This is a genomic window from Hymenobacter sp. GOD-10R (assembly GCF_035609205.1).
Classification (GTDB): domain Bacteria; phylum Bacteroidota; class Bacteroidia; order Cytophagales; family Hymenobacteraceae; genus Hymenobacter.
In genome coordinates this window covers 2,758,756-2,779,662 of the sequence record NZ_CP141184.1, presented here as the reverse complement: position 1 = coordinate 2,779,662, position 20,907 = coordinate 2,758,756, and the positions used below count along the sequence as shown (strand labels likewise).

Here is a 20,907-nt window from a genome sequence, read left to right as displayed (position 1 = left end):
AAGAGGCTGATGCAGCCCCTATTCATCTCGCAGACAAAGAACCGGGTTGACGCGGGCGGCACGCGCCGCTTGCGTACTGATCGTGAGCCCAGCCACCAGCAGCGCGAGCAGGCCCGCTTCCAGAAAGTACCAACCGTCCAGCACGATTCGGTACTCGAAGCTGTCGAGCCAATGCTTTACCACCAGATAGCTCAGCGGCAAGGCTAGCAGAATAGCGACTACCACTACCTTAGCTAGGTCGCTAGACAATAGATAAATAATGCTTAGCTCGCTAGCTCCTAATACTTTGCGCACCCCAATTTCCTTGCGTCTTCTCTCCGCCGTGAAAAGCGTGAGTCCTAATAGCCCCAAGCAGGAAATGATGACCGCCAAACCAGCGAAGTACTTGGAAAGCGTGGCCACACGCCGCTCGGAAGCGTACTGTGCCTGATAATCGGCGTCTAGAAAGTGGTAGTCGAAGGGAAAGCCAGGGTTGTAGGCTTGGTAAAAGCGCTGAAGCTTTTGAATAGTCTCTTGCTCATGACCGGCAGCTAGCTTTATCAACACAGTACCGGCAGCCTGGGGCTCTAAGCGGAAGATGAAGGGCTCTACTTTCTCGTGCAGCGACGCGTAATGAAAGTTCTTAGCTACGCCTATTATCTGCGCCTTATCAATAATTTTTCCGATGGGGTCTTGTAGGCCGAAGCTAGCGACCAAGGCTTCATTGACGATTATCTTAGTACTGTCTGAGCGAAACTGCCGGGAGAAGCTGCGGCCCGCTTTCAATTGAATGCCTAGGGTTTCAAGCAAATCATAATTCACCCCTAGGTTATTGACCGGAATCTTTTTGCCTTGCCATTCTACTTGTGCCCCAACTCCCCCGGGCCCCTGCGCAAGAAAAGAACCCCATATACCTGACGCATTCAGGACCCCAGGTAGCCGCTCTAGCTCTCGCAGAAAAGGCCCGGGCTGCTGCGCTGCTTTGCCGGCCGTTTCAAACTGAATAATGTTGTCCTTATTATAACCTAGGTCTTTGTTTTGCACAAAGGCTATCTGCCGATGCACTACCAGCACGCAAACTATAAATAGAACGGACAGCACAAACTGAAAGATCACCAAGCCTTTACGCGTCCATAAATTAGCGACCGAGCGCACGAGCGTCCCCCTGAACATAGAGGACGGCTGAATTCCCGACAGGTAAAAGGCCGGGTAGCTGCCGGCCAGTAATCCGGTGAGTAGCGTGATGCTCAGCAAGGCGACCACAAGGTTCGTGTGGGGCTGCAAAGTCAATTGTTTGCCTGTAATTTCGTTGAAGTGCGGCAACGCCAACTGCACCAGCACGATGGCCAACAACAACGCTCCAAACGTTAGCAGCACCGCTTCGGTTAGGAAGTGCACAACCAGCGCAGTTCTGCTTGCCCCGAGTGTTTTCCGAATGCCTATTTCCTTCAGGCGCCGTGAAGCCGCCGCTGTGGCTAGATTCATGAAATTGATGCACGCAATAACCAAGATGAAAACGGCAATGGCCGCGAACAATTTCACGTACTCAATGCGGCCACCTACCGGCACGCCATTTTTGTATTCCCCATGCAGGTAGGAATCCGAAAAAGGCTGAATAAAGAGGGTACGTCCCTGATTTTTTGCAGCCTTGCGTTGCAATAGGCCCGCTATTTTCTGGCTGAAGCGGGCTGGATCAGCCTCTGCCTGCAGTACTACATAAGTTGAGAATGGCCCATCATCCTCCCAGTTTAGTTTTTCGCCCATCTTCATGATGTCCTTAAAGGCCGCGAAGGGCAACACGAAGTCAAACTGCTCAGAGGAATTAGGCGGGATGGGACCAAATACGCCCGAAACAATGCTCGTCTGTTTCAGGTTGGCTAGCTCCCAGGTCACAGACTTTCCCAAGGCGTTTGCCGCCTTGCCGAACAACTTCGTCGCAACGCTCTGCGAAAGAACAATGGCGCTTTTGTCCGTTAGAACTTGCGTGGGGCTACCGTGAGTAAGGTGATAAGAAAAGAGGCGAAAGTAGTTCTGCGCGGCAAACTTGCCCGTGGCTTGCAGTCTTTTTTCCTTATTCACCAGCGCAAACTTGGGAAAGAAATTGGGCGGCGTAACAGCGGCGGCATATTCAATTTCCGGCATTTCCGCCTGTAGTGCTTCCGCGAGTAAGGCGGGGGTGCCCGACCGGGTTTCCGTTCCGCTGCTCGTGCGCACGTTTTCTGTCACGCGGTAAAGACGGCTGTCGTTATCGTGGTACTTGTCGAAGCTCAGCTCATCGCTCACCCACAAGAAGATAGCCAAGGCGCAGGCTAGCCCCGTCGACAACCCAATTAGGTTGATGAAGAACGTAGTTTTATGCCGCTTGAAGTTGCGATAAATCAGGAGTAAGGAATGTTGAAACATGCTGCCACGCGAAAAAGTACGTTGTTTACGATCAAGCCATTACCCAAGCCCAGCTAGGCCCTCAGGCAGTAAACTGCTTGTGTACATTTTCTAGCACCACTTCCCCGTCGAGCAGGCGGATGACGCGGTGGGCGTAGCGGGCGTCGTGCTCGGAGTGTGTCACCATGATGATGGTGGTGCCGGCTTCGTTCAGCTCGGTTAGCAGCTCCATCACCTCGTTGCCATTGCTGGAGTCGAGGTTACCGGTGGGTTCGTCGGCCAGAATCAGACGGGGTGAATTGATAACGGCCCGGGCCACGGCTACGCGCTGCTGCTGCCCACCCGAAAGCTGCTGCGGGAAGTGGTTGCGGCGGTGCATAAGCTGCATTTTTTCCAGCACCTGCTCTACTTTCTGCTTGCGCTCGGCGGCACCTATGCCTAGGTACAGCAGCGGCAGCTCCACATTCTCCACCACTGTCAGTTCGTCGATCAGGTTGAAGCTCTGAAACACAAACCCTAGGTGCTTCTTGCGCAGCTCCGCCCGGCGCCGCTCATTGTAGTGTGCTATTTCGGTACCGGCAAACTGAAGGCTACCCCCATCCGGCTCATCCAGCAACCCAATGATATTGAGCAAAGTAGACTTGCCGCATCCTGAAGGGCCCATGATGGCCACGAACTCACCCTCATTCACCATCAGGGAAACCTTGTTCAGCGCCTTGGTTTGCACCTCTTCCGTGCGGTATATCTTTTCTAAGTTTTCGATCTTGATCATGGGACTGGTTGGTTCAGGTTGTAGCTAGGTCGTGCGGGTTATTCCTGTTTGTCTTTGAGTACTAATTCGCCCATGTCTTCGTAGCCTTCGTAACTGGAAGTCACTACTTTGTCGCCGGGTTTGAGGCCTTCAAGCACCTCATAGTATTCCGGGTTTTGGCGACCTAGGCGAATGTCGGCTTTGTAGGCCTTGGTGCCGCTGTCGTTCACCTTGAAAACCCAGTTGCCGCCGGTTTTCTGGTTAAAGCCACCTTTGGGCACCAGCACGGCCTGGGTTTGGTCGCTCAGGGCTAGGCGCACCTGCAGGGTTTGGCCGCGGCGAATATCGGCCGGCGTTGGCCCTACAAACTCCATATCGACTTGTAAGCCTTTGGTAACCTGGGTATAGATCTTCTTCACGCTGAGCACATAGCGGTGCCCGCTGAGTATAAACTCGCCTTTCTGCCCCGGAAAGATGCGTGAGATATAATACTCGTCAATGTTGGCGCGCACCTTTAGCCCATTGAGCATATCGAGCTGGCCAATGCGCTGCCCGCGGGCTTTCGACTCCCCTATTTCGGCGTTTAAGGACGTGATACGTCCGGACACCGGCGCCTTGATGGTGAGATCATCCATCTTCTTGCGCATCAACGCTAGGTTGCCCTGCATGCGCGTCACCGACTCCTGCATTTGGTTGAGCTGCTGGCGCGTAGCCACGGAATCCTGCCGCAACGTTTGCCGGGTGAGATGCTGCTTGCGCACCTGATGCTGGTAGTTGTTTTGGCTCTGACTGAAATCTTGGCGCGAGATGACTTTCTGCTCGTAGAGTGTTTTGTTTAGCTCGTAAATGCGCTTGGCTTCTTGCAGCTGGTAGTCGACGTCGGCGAGCTGGTTGAGCTGCTGAATGCGGTTTTGCTGCATCACGTTCCGCGTGTTCTGCAGGTTATTCATCAGGTCGAACACGGCCGTTTCGCGGTTTACCATTTCTAGCTGCAAGTCGCTGTTGGCTAGTTGCAAAATGGGCTGGCCCGCGGCGAGCGTGGCGCCATCTTCCACCAAAATGCTTTTCACGGTGCCACCTTCCGTAGCATCGAGGTAGATGGTTTTGATCGGCATCACGGTGCCGTCGATGGGGATGAACTCCTGAAACGTGCCCTTCGTGACTTCGCTGATCGTAATGCGCTCCGGGTCTACGTTCAGCTTGGTAGGGCCCGCCGTGGAGAACAAGCTAGCGGCTAATACGCCCGCGATGAGCACCACGCCAGCTATGAGTAGTAGCTTGCGGGAGGTCCAAGTCTTCTTTTGAATAAGTACATCCATGTTGCCCCAACGCGTTGTTTGCCTTCACAACTGCGATGGCTGAACGTGCCGTAAGGATCATGCCATGCACGTAAAATATTGGTTTTCAATTACATAAATAAACAAGTATCACATCACTGGATAAAACTGTACGCTTTCGATACAGCTCACTGTTCGGTATTGATACACTTTAGGCCGCCCGCGTTTCTAAAGCCTGCTTGCAAGGCTGGAATCGGCGTTTTTGTACATTAGTATAGTTTGTGGTGGGCAGCTAGGTAGTAAGACCTAGGTTTACCGCCAGCAATGTACCCTCTCCTTTTTACTCCTTCTGATGGCTTCCACTAAAGCACGCGTGTTGATAGTTGACGACGACAGCGACGTGCTGTTTGCGGTCAAAATGCTGCTCAAAACCGAGGCGCAGGAAGTCGTGACCGAGAAGAACCCCGAGAACCTGCTTTCGCTGCTGAGTCGGCAATCGTTCGATGCCATCTTCCTGGATATGAACTTCAAGAGCACCCTAGGTACCGGCAACGAGGGGCTTTATTGGCTCAGCCGCATCTTGGAGCGCGACAAGGAAGCTACCGTCATTATGATCACCGCCCACGGCGAAATCAGCACCGCCGTGCGTTCCCTGAAGGCTGGCGCCACCGATTTTATCGTGAAGCCCTGGCACAATGAAAAGTTTCTGGAAACGCTGCACGCTGCGTTGCAGCAAAAAGCCCGGAAAGCTAGCCCCAGCAGCAGCGCTCCCAAGCGCTCCGCATCCTTGGCCGCGGAAGCTATTCTGGGCAACTCGGAGCCGATGCAGGAGCTGTTGCACAACATAGAAAAAGTGGCGCCCACGGAAGCCAACGTGCTGCTGCTTGGGGAGAATGGCACAGGCAAAGAACTAGTAGCTAAGGCGCTGCACCAGCGGTCTTTCCGAGCCAACAAGCCTTTCGTGACGGCCGACCTAGCGGCCATGAGTGAAGGCATCTTTGAAAGCGAGCTTTTTGGTCATAAAAGAGGCTCCTTCACCGACGCCAAAGAAGACCGCGTAGGCCGCTTCGAAGCCGCTTCGACGGGCACGTTGTTCCTCGATGAAATCGGGAACATCTCCCTTCCGCAGCAAGCCAAGCTACTGACCGCCCTGCAAAACCGACAGGTGATTCCGGTGGGTAGCAATGTGCCCGTGCCCGTTAATATTCGGCTTATTTCGGCGACCAATGCGCCTCTGTACGAGCTAGCGGCTACCGGGCAGTTTCGTAAAGACCTGATCTACCGCATCAATACCGTGGAAATTACCCTGCCGCCCCTGCGCGAGCGAGGCGACGACGTGCTGCTGCTAGCCAAGCACTTCGCGGGCTTATACGCGGCTCGCAACCACAAGCCCACCCCCGAGTTTGAGCCGGCAACGTTCAAAAAGCTCAAGCAGCACAGCTGGCCCGGCAATATTCGGGAGCTACAGCATGCCGTGGAGCGAGCCATCATCTTAGCCGAAGGCAACGTGCTACGCCCGCAGGACTTCCTGTTTTCGGCCATGGAGATGCCTCGGCCTGCCCCTGGCCTGCTCCTGCCGGACTACACTACGGGCCCTTTGCAGCTGCAAGAGGTAGAGAAAAACACGATTCTGCGCGTTATCGAGCGGCACAACGGCAATATTACTAAAGCCGCCAAAGAGCTAGGTATCACGCGTACCGCCCTTTACCGCCGTCTCGAAAAGCATGATCTTTAAGCGGCTCGAAGTTGGCATTCTTGTGCGGCTGCTTGGGCTGTTTGCATTGCTGTACGCAGCGGTGTACTACGCGCACCAAGGCTCCTACATGCCCGCGCTGTTCCTTGGTTTGCTGCTGACGGCGCTAAGTCTAGAGCTGGCACGTTACGTCGCACGCGGAAACCAGGAGCTAGCTAGCTTCCTGCTCGCCATGAAGTACCGCGACTTTTCCCAACACTTCAACGAAAGCTCCGCGGAACCTTCGTTGGCGAAACTGCATGCTGCTTTCAATCAAATCAATGGCACCTTCCGCCAGCTCAGCACCGAGAAGGAGGCCCAGTTCACTTACCTACAAACGGTGCTAGCCCTGATCGACACAGGTATTATCTCCTACGACACAGAGGGGCAAGTGGAATGGGTTAACGAGTCGTTTAAGCAGACGCTGGCACTCCCCTATCTGCATAATATCCACGCCCTGCCGAAACGCCATCCGGTACTGTACGAGGCTATTATGCAACTGTCGCCCGGCGTTCCGACGGTGGTGAAGCTCGCTGTTGGGCAGAAAACCATGCAGCTGCTGCTATCAGCCACCACGTTTAAGCTTCAGAATCGCAGCTTCACGCTGATTGCGTTCAAAAACGTGAGCCACGCCCTCGACGAAACAGAAACCGAGGCTTGGCAGAAGCTCCTACGCGTGATGACGCATGAAATCATGAACTCGGTGGCGCCTATTGCCTCCCTAGCCGATACGCTGCGCCACCATGTACGGCTGGAGAAAGAAAAAGCGACCGTTCCGCTTGGCTACGACGCCAACTTGCTCGACGATGTCGAAGAGGGCATCCGCATCATTCAGCACCGCAGCGAAGGGCTACTGAACTTCGCCCAGGTGTACCGCAACTTTAGCAAGATCACCACGCCGCTGCTCACCACCATCTACGTGCAGGAGCTCTTTCGCAGCATCCAGACGCTGCTAGCCCGCCAGCTCGCGGAGCAGCACGTGGAGCTTACCGTTTCTGTGCAGCCCGCTGATTTGCTCCTGCAAGCCGACAGTCGCCTGATGGAGCAGGTGCTCATCAACTTGGTGCTCAATGCTGCCCATGCGGTGGAAGGCCGGCCGCAGCCGCAGATTCAGCTCGTGGCTAAAACGAACGACACGGGGCGCATCCTACTCGAGGTAATCGACAATGGCACTGGCATTCCTACTGCCTTGCTCGACAGTATTTTTATTCCATTCTTCACCACGCACAAGCATGGCTCAGGCATTGGGTTGAGCCTAGCGAAGCAAATCATGCACTTGCACAAGGGCAGCATCCAGGTGCAGTCGGAAGAAGGTATAGGCAGCGTATTCCGACTCACATTCTGAAAACCAGATAGTTACCCTAGATTTGAGTTTTCGCGAGTACTAGTGCCCAGCTATCATAAAGCCTAGCCCTACGAAAAAGAGAATAAGCGCAGCGGGTAAGAGTAAGAAGAACCCTACAGGCAGAAAGCTCAGAAGCACTAGTATACCGGCGGCAACTATCATACTTAGCCCGGTTTTACTTCGGTGTCTCATATGCTCGGCTGGTATCGTATCCTGCTGATTGAGTGCCGGTGCGCCCTGCTCTGTCGCAGGAGCCACAATAGCCCGTCTTGCCGCTTTTCGTGCTTCGCGCAATCGACGTAGCCGGCCATTTTTGCCTTGGAAGAAGAGCAAAGCGACCCCGGCAATCATCAGCATCAACCCCATAAATCCGCCAATAGCGTTTGCCAAGCCGCCCCATTCTCCTCCCGTCTCAGCGTTGGCAGCCGCAATCATGATACCCAGCCCCGCAGCGGTTGTCACTCCGCCCGCCACGTTTACCACGGTAGTGGTTGGGTCAGGCTTGCCGACTGGCAACAACAACGGTTTCCTCACGGTATCAACAGGTGCCTTCAACGGCTTGTGACTGGCCGGTAACAGCCTAGGTACAAGCCATTGGTCGCTTGCCGGAGCCGTTGTTGTTTCATCCGGCAGGGCAGCCGCTAACCCTGGAGTCGATTGCTCAGCCGAGGCTACTAGCTGCGGGGGGCCCGGGCGCTGACCATACTCGCGCACCGCCGGGAGGCGGACAACTGATTTTGTACTCTGACAGCTAGTAACGACGAACCCGAGGACCAAAGTCATCAGCAAGAGTGCATGACGCATAACGCACGTAGTAATTAATTAAGAATAATTCTGAGAAAACTAAATAGCGCACAGGGAGCCAAGTTCGTCAGGAGAAAGCCCTAAACCAAATAGGATAAATACTTAATTCACTTCTCTAGCTAGGTGCTTATTTACTCCTACCTAGCACCTATACGGGTATTGTTAGGCGGCCCGCGTGCGAGGGTCCGTTGGCCTGACCTAGGTTGATGAATATCCTTCCAGAAAGCCTGTGTTTATTGAACAACCCACCCACTGCCAGATGTTGTATTCATGCACCCGTAAGCTTCCGCTCGTGTGCTGTACCTTCGCGCCGTGAAATTCTCTCGTTTGATCCTCTTATTGGCAGCCTGGCCGCTCCTGACGGCGCTGCCCGCCTGCCTCTCCCTGGAAAGTGAAGAGCAAAAAGCTGAAGCTGCTGAGAAAGCCGTTCTAGCCAAGCACGATGAACTCATGGGCAAGATGGACCAGCTCTACGACTTGCGTCAGCAACTGCAGAAAGCTAGCCTGCCGGATACCGTTGAGGCTGGCCGACGCCAGCGCGCCTTACTGACGGCCGACGGAGCCATGATGGGCTGGATGCACCAGTACCACAAGCCTGCCGCTTCCGTCACCGCCGATCAGCAACTCGCTTATTTTCACAAGCAACAACAGTTTATTGATTCCGTCGGGGTGCTGATGGAACACAGCATTGACTCGGCGCAACGCGCACTCACGCACGCCCAACCCGCTACCCAACCCTCCACCAAATGATTTCTTCCGCTTTCCGTCGTGCTCTGCCGATGAGCCTGCTAGCGCTGGCTAGCACCTTTGTTTTGCCTGCTTGCTCTTCCAAGAACGCTCCCGCCGAAACCGCCTCGCGCTTACCCTTCTATGGCGACCGGGCTATGCAGCCCGCGCCCATGGCCGGCCCAGCCGATACTATTTTCACGGTACCAGCCTTCACCCTCACCAACCAGGAAGGCAAGACCATCACCAACGACACCTTCAAGGGTAAGATCTACGTGACGGACTTCTTCTTCGCGACCTGCCCAAGCATTTGCCCCAAGATGCAGAGCGAGCTGCTGCGCGTGTACGAAAAGTTTCAGGGCGACCCTCGGGTGCTCTTTCTCTCCCACACCATCGATCCGGCGCACGATTCCATTCCGGTGCTGCGCGATTACGCCGAGCGCCTAGGTATCAAGGATGCCAGCCGTTGGCACTTTGCCACGGCCCCGCACGATACCATTTTCGGCTTAGCCCGCGCTTATATGACGGGCGCGCAGAAAGACTCTACCGTGAAAGGTGGTTATGCGCACAGCGGCACTTTCGCGCTGGTTGATCCGCAACACCACATCCGCGGGGTGTACGATGGCATGGAGCCCACGCAGGTGAACAAGCTCATGCAAGATATTCCGTTGCTGCTGAAGGAGATAGAAGCCGAAAAGCAAACCGCCTCCCGATGAAGCTAGGGCCACTGCAATGGGTACGCGCCGCGGCCGTGCTGGTAGCGGTGCTGCTGCTCGCCGGCTGCTTTACCAAGCGCAAAGACGAAGGCGCCCGCCTGTATGCGCAACGGTGTGCCAGCTGCCACGGCGAGCAAGGAGAGGGCTTGCGGCGCCTCATTCCCCCGCTAGCTGGCTCCGATTACTTAGCCCAACACCGCAGTAGTTTGCCCTGCCAACTACGCAAGGGGCTAGCGGGTGAAATCGAAGTGAACGGCGTGAATTACAACCAGTTAATGCCCGGCAGCGAAAGCCTCACCGATTCCGAAATCACGAACCTGTTGAACTACGTACAAACTTCCTGGGGCAACAAAGGGGAAGTCTGGACAATTCGGGAGGTGGCCGACGAGTTGAAGTACTGCGGCGGCGCGCGCGGCTTGTAGCCTCGCGCTAGGGCTAGCCCCTCATGTGTTGTGCTGGTTTTGCCTCATCTTATCTTTGAAAAACTATAGTAAAAGCAAGTCGGGTTTTTCCGCAATCCTCAGTAGCTTGCCAATCCAAATCATTTATACCTATGGGTCTCTTCGACTTTCTAAAATCTAAAAAACCTACCGACGCCCCTGCTACTCCGGCGCCGGCCGATTCATCTGCTGCTCCGGCCCCGGCCGCTCCGTCTGCTGGCCCACGCTATAAAGGCTCTAACTATACGGCGCCAGCACCTGAGGCACCAGTAGCACCGGTGATTCCGCCGATGCCTGTACCGCCAATGCCGCAGCCGCCAGCCTTTCAGCCTACCAACGTTCTGGAAGAGCTATTGATGCGCGCCGCTACCGAGCCCCAGGTACGTCCAGGGTTCTACCAGGCCCTTCTGCAAGAGGAGGTTATCGTCATTACGGCTCCCCAAGAAGGAGTGCCAGCCGGTGAAGTAACCGTGGAAGCGGGCAGCGAAATTCAGTTGCAAGTGCTCCACGACGGCAAGATTCCGGTGTTCACCTCAAAGGACCGGATTTTCGACGGCGAGAACGTGCCCGAGCCGCTGACCTACCTGCGTTTGCGCGGCTTCGATTTGTTCAACATGGTGCAGGGCGCCGACTGCGCGCTGAACCCCTTCTCGGTAGTGGGCAAGCTGCTGCCCGCCGCCGAAATTGCCGATTTGATGTCGGGCAATCTTTTCCAAGGCGCCGGAGCGCCAGATGGCACGCAGATGCTGATTGGCCCGCCCGCCGAAGAGCCAACGGCGCTGATTGAAGCCCTACGCGCTTATTGCGCGGAGCATTCGTTCATTGAAATTGCGCACCTAGCGGAGTTGCGGCTAGAAAACAGCCAGGAGCCCCCACGCCTGCTGCTAGCGTTCCAGACGGAGCAAAATGACCCTGCCTTCTTGCAAGAGCTAGGTCCTGTTATTCAGGGCACCTTGTCGAGCACGCATCAATTCGTAGATATGATGCTGATTGATCCTAACTCCGACGAACCGCTCAACCAGTACTTCCAGCAAGTAGAGCCGCTTTATCAGCGCGCCTAAGCTGTTTTACTCGGTGTAGTTTCACAGAGCGTCAGGTTTTTAAGCCTGACGCTCTGTTGTTTAGGCTGCTTGCCGCGCGATAATTCGCTTGAACAGGGGCCGCAAACCTAGGTACAGCAGCCCAGCTAACGGCACGGAGCCCAACGCCCACAACAGCAGGGCACCCAGCTCGGCGCGCCACAGCAGACTAAAAGCGCCACCTAGGTCGTGCGCCAGCAAATGACGCAGCTTCGCAATAGTTAGGTCGGGGGCAGGCCCCGTTCCAAAGAGCCGCGCCCCCAGGCGTAGCAGCGGAATCAGCAGCAGCAGCTGCACGGGACTGAGCAAATGACTCACGAGCAGCATAGCCGCCACGTTCAGGCGTAGGCGCACAGCCGTTAGGGTCACGAGGAACGTCGTTCCACCTAAAAAAGGCACTAGGCCGAACACAACGCCTAAAGCCACGGTGAGGGATAGCTGCCCCGGCGACAACCCTTGCTTAAGTAAGTTGAGCAGCGGATCGACTACGCGGCGACGCAGCCACGCAACAGGGCGAGAGGTAGTAGCAGGCGGCGCGGGCGGCAGAGACAAAGCAGTCGTGGTTTTTGAGCAACAATTTTGGGAAGGCAGACGCTAGTCCATTCAAGCGCGGGCGTTACCTTCGTTTCTGCTCCGCATGGCTTCACGCCCGCGGATTGTACGCGAGTCAATGACAAAAGTACGCCAGCCGGGCCAGCCCCGGCCGAAAGTTTGGACGGATTTCTTTCTGCTGCTGCGGCGAGCTGCCCGCGAGCTTGCCGCTAACGACCCCTTACGCTTGGGTGCGGCGACGGCCTTTTTCACCACGTTCGCCCTGCCGCCTATCCTCATTATCCTGATTCAGCTGCTCGGCTCGCTTTATTCGACCTCGGCTGTGCGGGTGCTATTGCTCACCAAGCTTTCGGCGCTGCTGGGCACGGCGGCGGCTGGACTGGTGCAGCAGATTCTTCAGAACGTCACCAACATCGAGCGGAGCCGCCTCGTTACGTGGCTCGGTTTCGGATTTCTGCTGTTCATTGCGACCACACTGTTTGTAGTCATTCAGAACTCGCTCAATCAACTCTGGCAGATCAGGCCCGCCCGCGCCAGTGGGCGTTTCCACGAAATTGTGAAGCAGCGGGCCCGCTCGCTCCGCCTGTTGTTTGCCACGGGCCTGCTGTCGATGGTGGCCTTCCTCATTGACGCCGCGCTGAGTTTCTTTCTAGAATACTTTAGCAGCTTCAATGCTAGCTTCAGCCATTTCCTGTTTCAAGTCCTGAACGTTGTCACCTCGATATTAATCCTGGCAGCGTGGTTTGCGGCTACATTCCGCAACCTTAATAGCGCTAAGGTACCCTGGCGGGCCGTGGTGCGCGGCGCGGCGCTTACGGCCGTACTCATTGAGCTAGGTGAGCATGTGCTTGGCTTTCTGCTGGTACCACGCAACCTAGGTCCGATTTACGGACCCGCCTCCAGCATCGTGCTGGTGCTGCTGTTTGTGTTTTATTGCGCCATCATTTTCTACTTCGGCGCCTGCTTCACCAAGGTTTACGCCCACTACGTCGGCATGGACATCAGGCCTAAGAAGTCGGCGGTGCGCTACCGCCTGGTGGAGCTCGACGACGAACACCACCGCCCCGAGCCGAAACCGTAGGCTACTGCGCTGGCTCAGCAGAGCGGCCGTAGAATTTGTTGGCTAGAAAGGCCAGCAGAACAAAAAGCAGCCCCACGGCGCACACGCCAGGCCAGTGCCAAGTGGTCCAGGCGGCGCCGCCAACCACTGAGCCCACCGAGCCGCCAATGAAATACGCCGTCATGTACACCGTATTTAGGCGGCTGCGGGCCTCAGGCAACAGCGCAAAAATGCGGGACTGATTGGAGATATGCGCGCCCTGTACACCCACATCAAGCAGAATAATACCCACTACCAAACCTATCAGGTAGTTGCCGCCGACACCTAGCACTACAAACGAGGCCAGCGCCGCCACAATGCCAATGCCGATGGCATAGTCCGCCCCGCGCTTATCGGCCATCTTCCCAGCTAGGGGCGCCGCTAGCGCACCACAGGCGCCAATCAGCCCGAAAAAGCCGACGATGTCGCTCTTATAGAAGTAGGGGCTACCTTCCAGAAAAAAGCCGAGCGTCGTCCAGAATACGCTGAAGCTGGCAAACAGAAAGGCTCCTACCAGCGCGGCCCGCCGTAAAGGCACGAACTCGCGCGTTAGTGTCACCAAAGACTTCATTAGGCTGCCATACGTTCCCTCAAAAACGGGCTGATCTTTGGGCAACTTAACGGCCAGCACTGCCACGAGTAGCAGCATGGCCACGCCGCCCGCCCCGAATACCATGCGCCAGCCAAAATGAGCGGCCACATACCCGCTGATGGTACGCGAGAGCAGAATACCAACCAGCAAACCGCTCATCACCTTCCCCACAATCTTGCCTCGCTCTTCGCTGCTGGCGAGGTTGGCCGCCATAGGAATCAACAGCTGCGGTACCGCCGAGAAAATGCCGATCCACACGCTTGCCACCAGCAGAACAGGAAAAGACGGAGCCCATGCAGCCACGCCCATTACGACGGCTGCTAGCACCAGTTCCGTTAGGATCAACCGCTTACGCTCTAGCTTGTCGCCGAGCGGCACTACAAATAGTAGCCCTAGGGTGTAGCCAATCTGCGTAGCGGTAGCCACTAAGCTAACGCTGATGTCGGACATGCCGAACGTGCGGCCTATTTCGGACAGCAGCGGCTGGTTGTAGTAAATATTAGCGACTACCAGGCCGCAGGAAATAGCCATGAGCCACACCAAAGCGCTGCTCATGGGGGTCACTAGAGCCGTTTGCGCTTCCGATTTGGGCACGCGGGCGGTCAGTGTGTTGTTGTTAGTCATTCGTATGCTATTCTACTTATTAATCCTAAGACAGATCGTGTAGGAACGCGTCACGGCGCGTTTGGCGTTGAACGGTTTTGCACCAAAACGTTCAGGCAATCCGGACGCCAAACGCGCCGTGGTGAGTTCCTACGATTTTCTCCAACCACTACGGATACCACTTGGTTCTGGCCGACATAAAAGTGAAACGGTGAGTAGCCGCTGATACCTTCCTACCTTTGCCGTAGCATTCTCTTTTTCTTATGACCACATTCGCCGACCTAGGCCTCGCTCCCACCCTGCTCCAAGCCCTCACCGAGCTGAACTTTTCCACGCCGACGCCCGTGCAGGAGCAAGTAGTGCCCATGGCCCTGGCCGGGCAAGACGTGGCCGGCCAAGCACCGACGGGCTCGGGCAAAACCGCCGCCTACGGTCTTTCGGTGCTCCAACAAGTCGACGTGACCCAGGATGCAATGCAGGTGCTGGTGCTGGTGCCTGCTCGCGAGCTAGCCCTGCAAGTGCGCGATGCGCTGAAAAAGCTAGGTAAATACTTGCCCAATTTGCGGGTAGCGGCGTTCTACGGTGGCCACGCGATGCGCGACGAAACATCATCGCTGAAGCAAGCACCGCACATTGTGGTAGCCACGCCCGGTCGCTTGCTCGACCACTTCGAGCGGCGCACCATTGTTCCCAACCAGCTTAAAACTCTCGTGCTCGACGAGGCCGACAAACTTTTGGAGCTAGGTTTTCAGGATGAGTTGGTGGAGATAGTGAAGCGCCTGCCGCGACGGCGTCAGACGTTGCTGTTTTCGGCTACCATGTCGGATAAGGTGCTGAACCTGATTCGCGCCAACCTCACCCGCCCGCGCGTGGTGAACCTAGGTGAGGAAGAAGGCCGCATTCCCGAAAATCTGACGTTGATCGGCCACGTGGGGACGGCGGAAAAAAAGCCCGCTGCCTTGTATCACCTACTTCAGCAGCCCGATGCCGGTCGGGTGCTGGTATTCTGCAACACCCGCGAGAAGTGCCAGGAGGTAGCGCGCTTCCTAGTAGGCCGCGGGGTGGCAGCTGAGGTACTGCACGGCAAAATGCCCCAGCCCGAGCGCGACAAAGCTCTTATGAAATTGCGCAATGGCTCTAGCCAAGTGCTGGTAGCCACCGATGTAGCCGCCCGCGGCCTCGACGTGACGGCCCTGGATACGGTGGTGCAATACGAGTCGCCGGACAAAGCCGACGCCTTCCAACACCGGGCCGGCCGCACCGCCCGCGCTGGCGCCGAAGGCACCGCGCACCTGCTCGCTACGCCCGCCGAGCAAAGCCACGTGCAGAAGTGGCCCGTCGCCGAGACGATTCAGTGGAAGCCTATGCAGGCGCCAAAACTGCCACCTTCTGCCCCCAAAACCCCCAAGCCAGTTAGCACGACCCTACACGTTTCGGCGGGGCGCAAGGACAAGGTGAGTGCGCACGATTTGGTGGGCACCTTCGTGGCCCACGGCGGCCTGGAGCGCGAAGCTGTTGGTCACATCGAAGTGTTCGACCACTACAGCTACGTGGCCGTGCCGCGGCAGCAGGCCCAGGAAGTAGCCGAACGCGTAACGGGTGCCAAAATAAAAGGCCGGAAAATTCGGGTGTCGTTGGTGGAGTAAATACCACACTCCGGCAAACCCGTCTGTTATACTGACTACTGACGCAGGAAGGACCTTATTCCGACTACAAACCTAGGTTGTGCGGGCGTAATAAGGTCCTTCCTGCGTCAGGATGACGGGCAAAAATCACTGCCTAGCTGCAATGAGTTACTTATGCTCAACCTGCTCTAAATCGTAATAACGCGTGATTTGGGTTATCACGTCCTGCGGGCGCTGCTCATTGCTCAGTTCTATGCGCAAGCCATAGCCAGGCTTTTCCAACGTATTCAGCTGCGAATCAAGTAGATCAGCTTTCATGTAATGATCCGTCCGGTGCTCCAGACGGCTGCGTAGCAGTTCGCGCGAGCCATCCAGAAATATCCACTTAATAGGCTGCTCAGCGCCACCTTGCAGCGTCTGTCGGTAGGCTTCTTTCAGGGCCGAGCAGGCTAGCACCGCCCCGCCGGTTTTTTCCCACTCGGTGATGCCCGCTGCCATCTGCGCGAGCCAATCTTTGCGGTCGTCGTCGGTAAGCGGGATGCCGCTGCCCATTTTGGCCTTGTTAGCGGCTGAATGAAAATCGTCGGCGTCGTGGAACGGTATGGCTAGCTTCTTCGCCAGCATTTGCCCTATCGTTGTCTTGCCGCTGCCCGACACGCCCATTACAATGAAAATACTGCCACTGGCCATGCTTAGTGTGTTGAAATGATTGCTTTACCTCAGTATACGCATAATTAAAGCTCAAGCATATGTAGCACGCTACCGTATAGCTTTGCCTTCGTTGATTTTATCATCAACTCTTTGCTTAACAGAAATTTACACTACCACATCCAAGGCAAATACACCTACTAAGCCAATCACTGAAACTACCGTTTCGAGCACCGTCCAGGTGGCAAGGGTTTGCGGAATGGTCAGGTTGAAGTATTCTTTAAAAATCCAAAAGCCTGGGTCGTTGACGTGCGAACACACTAAGCTGCCCGCCCCTACCGCCAGTACCATCAGCTCCGGCTTCACGGCTGTAGTACCTATCAGGGGCAGCACCACGCCGCCGGCCGTCAGCGAAGCCACCGTGGAAGTACCTAAGCAGATGCGCAGAATGGCCGCAATAGCCCACGCCATGAACAGCGGCGACAGATGTAAGTCGTTGAACATGGCCGTGATGTAGTTTCCTACGCCACTATCTACTAGCACTTGCTTCAGGGCGCCGCCGCCAGCAATGACCAGTAGAATCATGGCAATGCCGGAGATAGAAGCTCCGATTAAGTCCATTACCTGCTTCATATTTTTGCCCCGGCTGAGCCCGAGCGTCACCATGGCCACGAGCACCGAGATGAGCATAGCTAGGTTGGCGTCGCTGATGAACTCCAGCAACTGTCGTGTTTTGGACGCGGCTGGCAGCACTAGCGCAGCGACGGCTCCGAGCGCCATCAGCAGCACCGGCGTGAGCACGGTAAACAAGCTGACCCCGAAGCTAGGCATCTCCGCTTCCGTAAACTCTTTGGGCATAGCTAGCCCAGCCGGTGGTGTTGGATTGTAGCGCTTCAGAAACTTCGAGAAGATGGGCCCTGCGATAATGACGGCCGGCACGGCAATAACTAGCCCATAGAGCAATGTCAGCGAAATATCGGCCTTGAACAGCACCGCTATGGCTGTTGGGCCGGGATGCGGTGGCAGGTAGCCGTGCGTAACCGACAGCGCTGCTACCAGCGGCACGCCCACGTACAGCAGCGGCAGCCGCGTAGACGCCGCAATGGCAAATACCAGCGGCACCAACAGCACAAAACCCGCCATGTAGTACATCGGCAGGCCCACCACAAACCCAGTCAGCATCACGGCCCACTGGATGTGCTTCGTGCCGAAGGCGCGAATGAGTTGGTAGGTAATCCGCTGCACGGCCCCACTCTCGATGAGCAGCGTGCCGAGCATGGCCCCAAATCCCAGGATCATCGCTACCGATCCTAGCATGCTGCCGATGCCATTCTGAATGGAGGTTAATACCGCTTTTGCCGCCATGCCTTCGGCCAAACCCAGCGCCATGGCTACGAGAATCAGAGCGATGAACGCGTTGAGTTTAAAGCCTATCGTCAGAATAAGCAGTAGCACTACGGCCGCCAGCACGAGAAGTAAAGGCATAAAGCAATGAACAATGAATGAGTGGGAAACACTGAACAAGAGCTGTTAGCCTGACGTCGGGGCTAACCAGCTTGCTTAAAAGGGCGCGGTCTGGAGAGCAAGTAAGAACATAAATTATGAAAAGCCCTAACGAAGAAACCCCTGAGCTGCGCAGCCCAGGGGTTTCTTCGTTAGAGCTAGCTTTGAGCAACTCCCCGGCGGTTATTGCCCACTGTTCATTGTCCGGGACTCATTGCTCGTTGCTAACGCTTGTAGCGTAACGGGGCCTAGCAAGCCAGAAGGTTGCAGCTCCCAGCCAGAAGCATCAAATGGTTTGTAGTATAAGTCCACAAAGTTGATTTCGTGGTACTTGCGCCACTCCACTTTGCGCTTGTCTAAGTCGATGATGCGGTTCGCCATGAGGTTGGCTATTTCCAGCTTCAGCGTGTTTTTGCCCTTCTTCAAGTACGTGCCTACCTTCTTCTCGTAGGGGTAGCTCCAGATGAAACCCGCATCTTGCCCATTGATCCAGACGTGGGCGCTTTCGCGCACGTCACCCAGCTTCAGGAGGTAGTCGGCGCCGGTTTTGGCGGGCATCGTGAACGTGACAGTGTACTCGGCGGTGCCGGCGAAGCGCTTGGCGTTGTCGTCGGCGAGGTCGGTCCAAGAAGTCAGCTTGGTGAGCGTTTGGTCTTTGGGCAGTTCGGGGCCACCACCGGTAAAGTGTAGCTTCCAGTCGCCGCTCACCGAAATTGGCGTGCCAGCCGGAGCTAGGTATTGCCAAGGCTGCGCGGCCACTTCGGGCTGGTCAGCAGCCTTCAGGATCAGCGATTCACCGGGCTTAATCTGTAGGCGCACCTTGGTTTGGCTGCCGTCGGCGGTGGTGCTGGCGACACCCGCGCGGCCATCCTGCGGGTCCAGAATCGTGACGGACTTGGCGCTGAGGTTCAGCGGCACCCACGAGTCCACTGTGTTCACCGTGTGGTTGACGAGGTAGTAGTAATGGGTACCCTTGTCGTTGCGGCGCACGAACTGCAAGCCTGTATCGGTGAGCGTTTCGCGGTTGATTTTGCTGTACTCCAAGGCTTTCTGCACGTCGGAAGCTAGCAAAATCCGGCCGCTGCCGACTTTGGCCACCTGCACGCCATTGCCGGCCGCCGCGAAGTTCAGCCCCGCCGTAATGGCTTTCAGCTGCTGCCGACGTCCCTCCAAGTTGTGTAAACCGGGTACATCCTTGGGCAACTCTTGCAGAATAACGGTGGTACCCTGCTGGGCAAGCTTCACGACGTTGGTCAGCGTCTCGACCGGCATGTAGCCGGTGGTCGGGATGATGAGCGCTTTGTAGCTAGGTCCTTGCTGCGCCACCCGCAAGCCGCTGCCGCTAGGCTGGGCCTGGCGGATCATATCATCCGACACGAAATCCACTGAGTACCCCGTCTTCGACAATTGCACGGCGTTTTTGTAGAAGTTGGTAGGATACAGCCACTCCTCTATCGTGTGGATGCTGATCATCATGTCGAGCTTGGGCGGCGCGTTGTGCCGCACGTCGTACACGGGCCAGTACATCACCACGTCGTTATCGGCCTGGCCGGCTTGCAGCACCGACTGGCAGCGCGTAATGTACTCGTTCAAGCCTTTTAAATGCGGCCACCAGCTGTTAGAGGGCGCAAAGTTGACTGAAGCGTAAAACAGCCACCCCGGCCAGTTGGCCTGCTCAGGCGAGTAGGTGGTGCCGTGGTAGAAGATGTGGTTGACGCCCGTCAGGAAAGCTAGCTCAGCCTGGGGCTTGCAATGCGCCAGCGGCACCTTGAAGTGCTCCCCGAGCCAGGTAAACGTTTCGGACGAAGCCAGGGGCTTACCCATCACGTTGGCAGCCGACGTGGCAAACTTCATCATCACCGGGTCGGGCGGCACGTTCTTGGTGTCGACGGTGTAGTAGCGCACGTCGGGAATGGGAAACTTGGTTAGGCCAAACGTCTCACACTCCGGAATATCTACGCTAGCATACAGGTCGAGCACGTTGCCGGGCGCCCCATGCGCCTGGTTGCGCGACACCGCTTTTTGGCCGTGAATCCAGTTCGTCCACGGCTTGGTGAAGTTCTGTTGCACCATTTCGGCCACCGTTTCGCGGTAGTCGTCGCGGACGCGGGCCACCTGCTCGTTGTTTTCCTTGCTCACCAGCTCACGCAAGTACAGGCGCAAATCATAGCCGCGGCGCTGCTGAAACTCGTCGAACAAGCGAGGCGAGAAATCGGCGTCGTACACCTCGTAGCTGTCGTTGAAAAACGACCGAATGCCTGCTGGCTTCCCCTCGAAAGCCGTATCGAAGCGCCGCAGATATGTATTCAGTGCCTCTCCCGACAAGTGGTCCATCGTGAGGCCGGCACCACCGGGCGCCGCGCGTTTCACCATCTGGCCGGTGTGCCCGCCGAAAGCGGCGTAAATCTGCCAGGCGCCCGTAGTGGGTTGCCAGTTGAGCTGGCCGCTGGCGTCTACTTTTGCCAGTAAGTCAAGCCGTTCGCCCTTTGGCCCGTAGGCCACAACCGCCTTGAGCGGGGCACCTAGCTTCTGCTGTTTGGGATCCTGCACCACGAGCTTTTCGGCGAGACGCTGCCCGGCTTTCACCTCATACGTTTGCACCACCAGTTTACCGGCCGCGCTTTCCGCCGCGATCTGTGGACCGCCGTAGGGCCAGCCGGTGCCTAGGTTCATATCCACGCCTAGGCCTAGGTTGTGCGCTTGCTGCACCGAGGTATTGAGCATGCGCATCCAGGTGGGCGTCAGGTAATCGATGTAGGACTGCTCGTAGCCGACGGCGCCATAAATGGGCGTTATTTCCACGCCACCTAGCCCAGCATCGGCGTAGAGCTTCAGGTTGCGGGTGATGTTGGCCTCATCCACAGCGTTGCCCATCCACCACCAGCGGGTCCAGGGGTGCGTTTCGGCTTTCACCGCGGGCCACGCGGCCGAAATCGAAGTGGCGGTGGTAGGTAGTGCAGCCGTGTTGGAAGCAGTGATCTGTTGCTGGCAGGCAGCAAAAGCCAAGGCGCACAGCGCAGTAGCAAGTAGTTTTTTAGGGTCGAGTGGCAACAT

17 protein-coding genes are annotated in these 20,907 nt (G+C 56.5%); 8 read left to right on the top strand and 9 right to left on the bottom strand.

The window, feature by feature from the left end:
• Positions 1 to 18: 18 nt before the first annotated feature.
• The 3 genes from SD425_RS11170 to SD425_RS11160 form a co-directional block, all read right to left on the bottom strand.
• On the bottom strand, positions 19 to 2,382 hold the full coding sequence (locus tag SD425_RS11170; protein ID WP_324678493.1) for an ABC transporter permease: 2,364 nt from the start codon (positions 2,380 to 2,382) through the stop codon (positions 19 to 21).
• Positions 2,383 to 2,443: 61 nt separating this feature from the next.
• On the bottom strand, positions 2,444 to 3,133 hold the full coding sequence (locus SD425_RS11165; RefSeq protein WP_324678491.1) for an ABC transporter ATP-binding protein: 690 nt from the start codon (positions 3,131 to 3,133) through the stop codon (positions 2,444 to 2,446).
• 38 nt (positions 3,134 to 3,171) lie between these two features.
• Positions 3,172 to 4,431, bottom strand: coding sequence for an efflux RND transporter periplasmic adaptor subunit (locus SD425_RS11160; RefSeq protein ID WP_324678489.1), 1,260 nt, complete (start codon positions 4,429 to 4,431; stop codon positions 3,172 to 3,174).
• 310 nt (positions 4,432 to 4,741) lie between these two features.
• Between SD425_RS11160 and SD425_RS11155 the strand changes: the two genes are divergently transcribed.
• Together SD425_RS11155 and SD425_RS11150 are read left to right on the top strand one after the other, a co-directional pair.
• On the top strand, positions 4,742 to 6,124 hold the full coding sequence (locus SD425_RS11155) for a sigma-54 dependent transcriptional regulator (RefSeq protein WP_324678487.1): 1,383 nt from the start codon (positions 4,742 to 4,744) through the stop codon (positions 6,122 to 6,124).
• Positions 6,114 to 7,466 (top strand): sensor histidine kinase, encoded by a 1,353-nt coding sequence (locus SD425_RS11150; RefSeq protein ID WP_324678485.1) that lies wholly within the window; start codon positions 6,114 to 6,116, stop codon positions 7,464 to 7,466. The genes SD425_RS11155 and SD425_RS11150 overlap by 11 nt, the downstream gene beginning before the upstream one ends.
• 39 nt (positions 7,467 to 7,505) lie before the next feature.
• On the opposite strand, the gene SD425_RS11145 is transcribed toward SD425_RS11150, so the two are convergent.
• A complete protein-coding gene (locus tag SD425_RS11145; protein ID WP_324678483.1) occupies positions 7,506 to 8,270 on the bottom strand; it encodes a hypothetical protein in 765 nt (254 codons plus the stop codon).
• Positions 8,271 to 8,582: 312 nt separating this feature from the next.
• Here SD425_RS11145 and SD425_RS11140 point away from each other — a divergent pair, with 312 nt between their 5' ends.
• From SD425_RS11140 to SD425_RS11125, 4 genes are all read left to right on the top strand, one after another.
• The gene (locus SD425_RS11140) at positions 8,583 to 9,020 is read left to right on the top strand and encodes a hypothetical protein (protein ID WP_324678481.1); all 438 of its coding nucleotides are present in this window, start codon (positions 8,583 to 8,585) and stop codon (positions 9,018 to 9,020) included.
• On the top strand, positions 9,017 to 9,712 hold the full coding sequence (locus SD425_RS11135; RefSeq protein ID WP_324678479.1) for an SCO family protein: 696 nt from the start codon (positions 9,017 to 9,019) through the stop codon (positions 9,710 to 9,712). Before SD425_RS11140 ends, SD425_RS11135 begins: the two co-directional genes overlap by 4 nt.
• Entirely contained in the window at positions 9,709 to 10,134 is a 426-nt protein-coding gene (locus SD425_RS11130) for a cytochrome c (RefSeq protein WP_324678477.1), read from the top strand. Before SD425_RS11135 ends, SD425_RS11130 begins: the two co-directional genes overlap by 4 nt.
• Before the next feature lie 131 nt (positions 10,135 to 10,265).
• Positions 10,266 to 11,213 carry an enhanced serine sensitivity protein SseB C-terminal domain-containing protein gene (locus tag SD425_RS11125; protein WP_324678475.1) on the top strand — a complete coding sequence of 316 codons (948 nt, stop codon included), beginning with the start codon at positions 10,266 to 10,268 and terminating at the stop codon, positions 11,211 to 11,213.
• Positions 11,214 to 11,273: 60 nt separating this feature from the next.
• Here SD425_RS11125 and SD425_RS11120 read toward each other — a convergent pair whose 3' ends face one another.
• Entirely contained in the window at positions 11,274 to 11,783 is a 510-nt protein-coding gene (locus SD425_RS11120; RefSeq protein WP_324678474.1) for a DUF2062 domain-containing protein, read from the bottom strand.
• An 85-nt stretch (positions 11,784 to 11,868) separates the two neighbouring features.
• Between SD425_RS11120 and SD425_RS11115 the strand changes: the two genes are divergently transcribed.
• On the top strand, positions 11,869 to 12,864 hold the full coding sequence (locus tag SD425_RS11115; RefSeq protein ID WP_324678471.1) for a YihY/virulence factor BrkB family protein: 996 nt from the start codon (positions 11,869 to 11,871) through the stop codon (positions 12,862 to 12,864).
• Between the two features lies 1 nt (position 12,865).
• Here SD425_RS11115 and SD425_RS11110 read toward each other — a convergent pair whose 3' ends face one another.
• Positions 12,866 to 14,098, bottom strand: a complete 1,233-nt coding sequence (locus SD425_RS11110; protein ID WP_324678469.1) for an MFS transporter — start codon at positions 14,096 to 14,098, stop codon at positions 12,866 to 12,868.
• A gap of 242 nt (positions 14,099 to 14,340) precedes the next feature.
• Here SD425_RS11110 and SD425_RS11105 point away from each other — a divergent pair, with 242 nt between their 5' ends.
• The gene (locus SD425_RS11105; protein ID WP_324678466.1) at positions 14,341 to 15,723 is read left to right on the top strand and encodes a DEAD/DEAH box helicase; all 1,383 of its coding nucleotides are present in this window, start codon (positions 14,341 to 14,343) and stop codon (positions 15,721 to 15,723) included.
• A 147-nt stretch (positions 15,724 to 15,870) separates the two neighbouring features.
• Here the strand turns inward: SD425_RS11105 and SD425_RS11100 are convergent, their stop codons facing one another.
• The 3 genes from SD425_RS11100 to SD425_RS11090 form a co-directional block, all read right to left on the bottom strand.
• Positions 15,871 to 16,392 (bottom strand): gluconokinase, encoded by a 522-nt coding sequence (locus SD425_RS11100; protein ID WP_324678464.1) that lies wholly within the window; start codon positions 16,390 to 16,392, stop codon positions 15,871 to 15,873.
• A 126-nt stretch (positions 16,393 to 16,518) separates the two neighbouring features.
• Positions 16,519 to 17,835: a gluconate:H+ symporter gene (locus tag SD425_RS11095; protein WP_324678462.1), complete on the bottom strand. Its 1,317-nt coding sequence runs from the start codon at positions 17,833 to 17,835 to the stop codon at positions 16,519 to 16,521.
• 201 nt (positions 17,836 to 18,036) lie between these two features.
• A complete protein-coding gene (locus SD425_RS11090; RefSeq protein ID WP_324678460.1) occupies positions 18,037 to 20,907 on the bottom strand; it encodes a glycosyl hydrolase in 2,871 nt (956 codons plus the stop codon).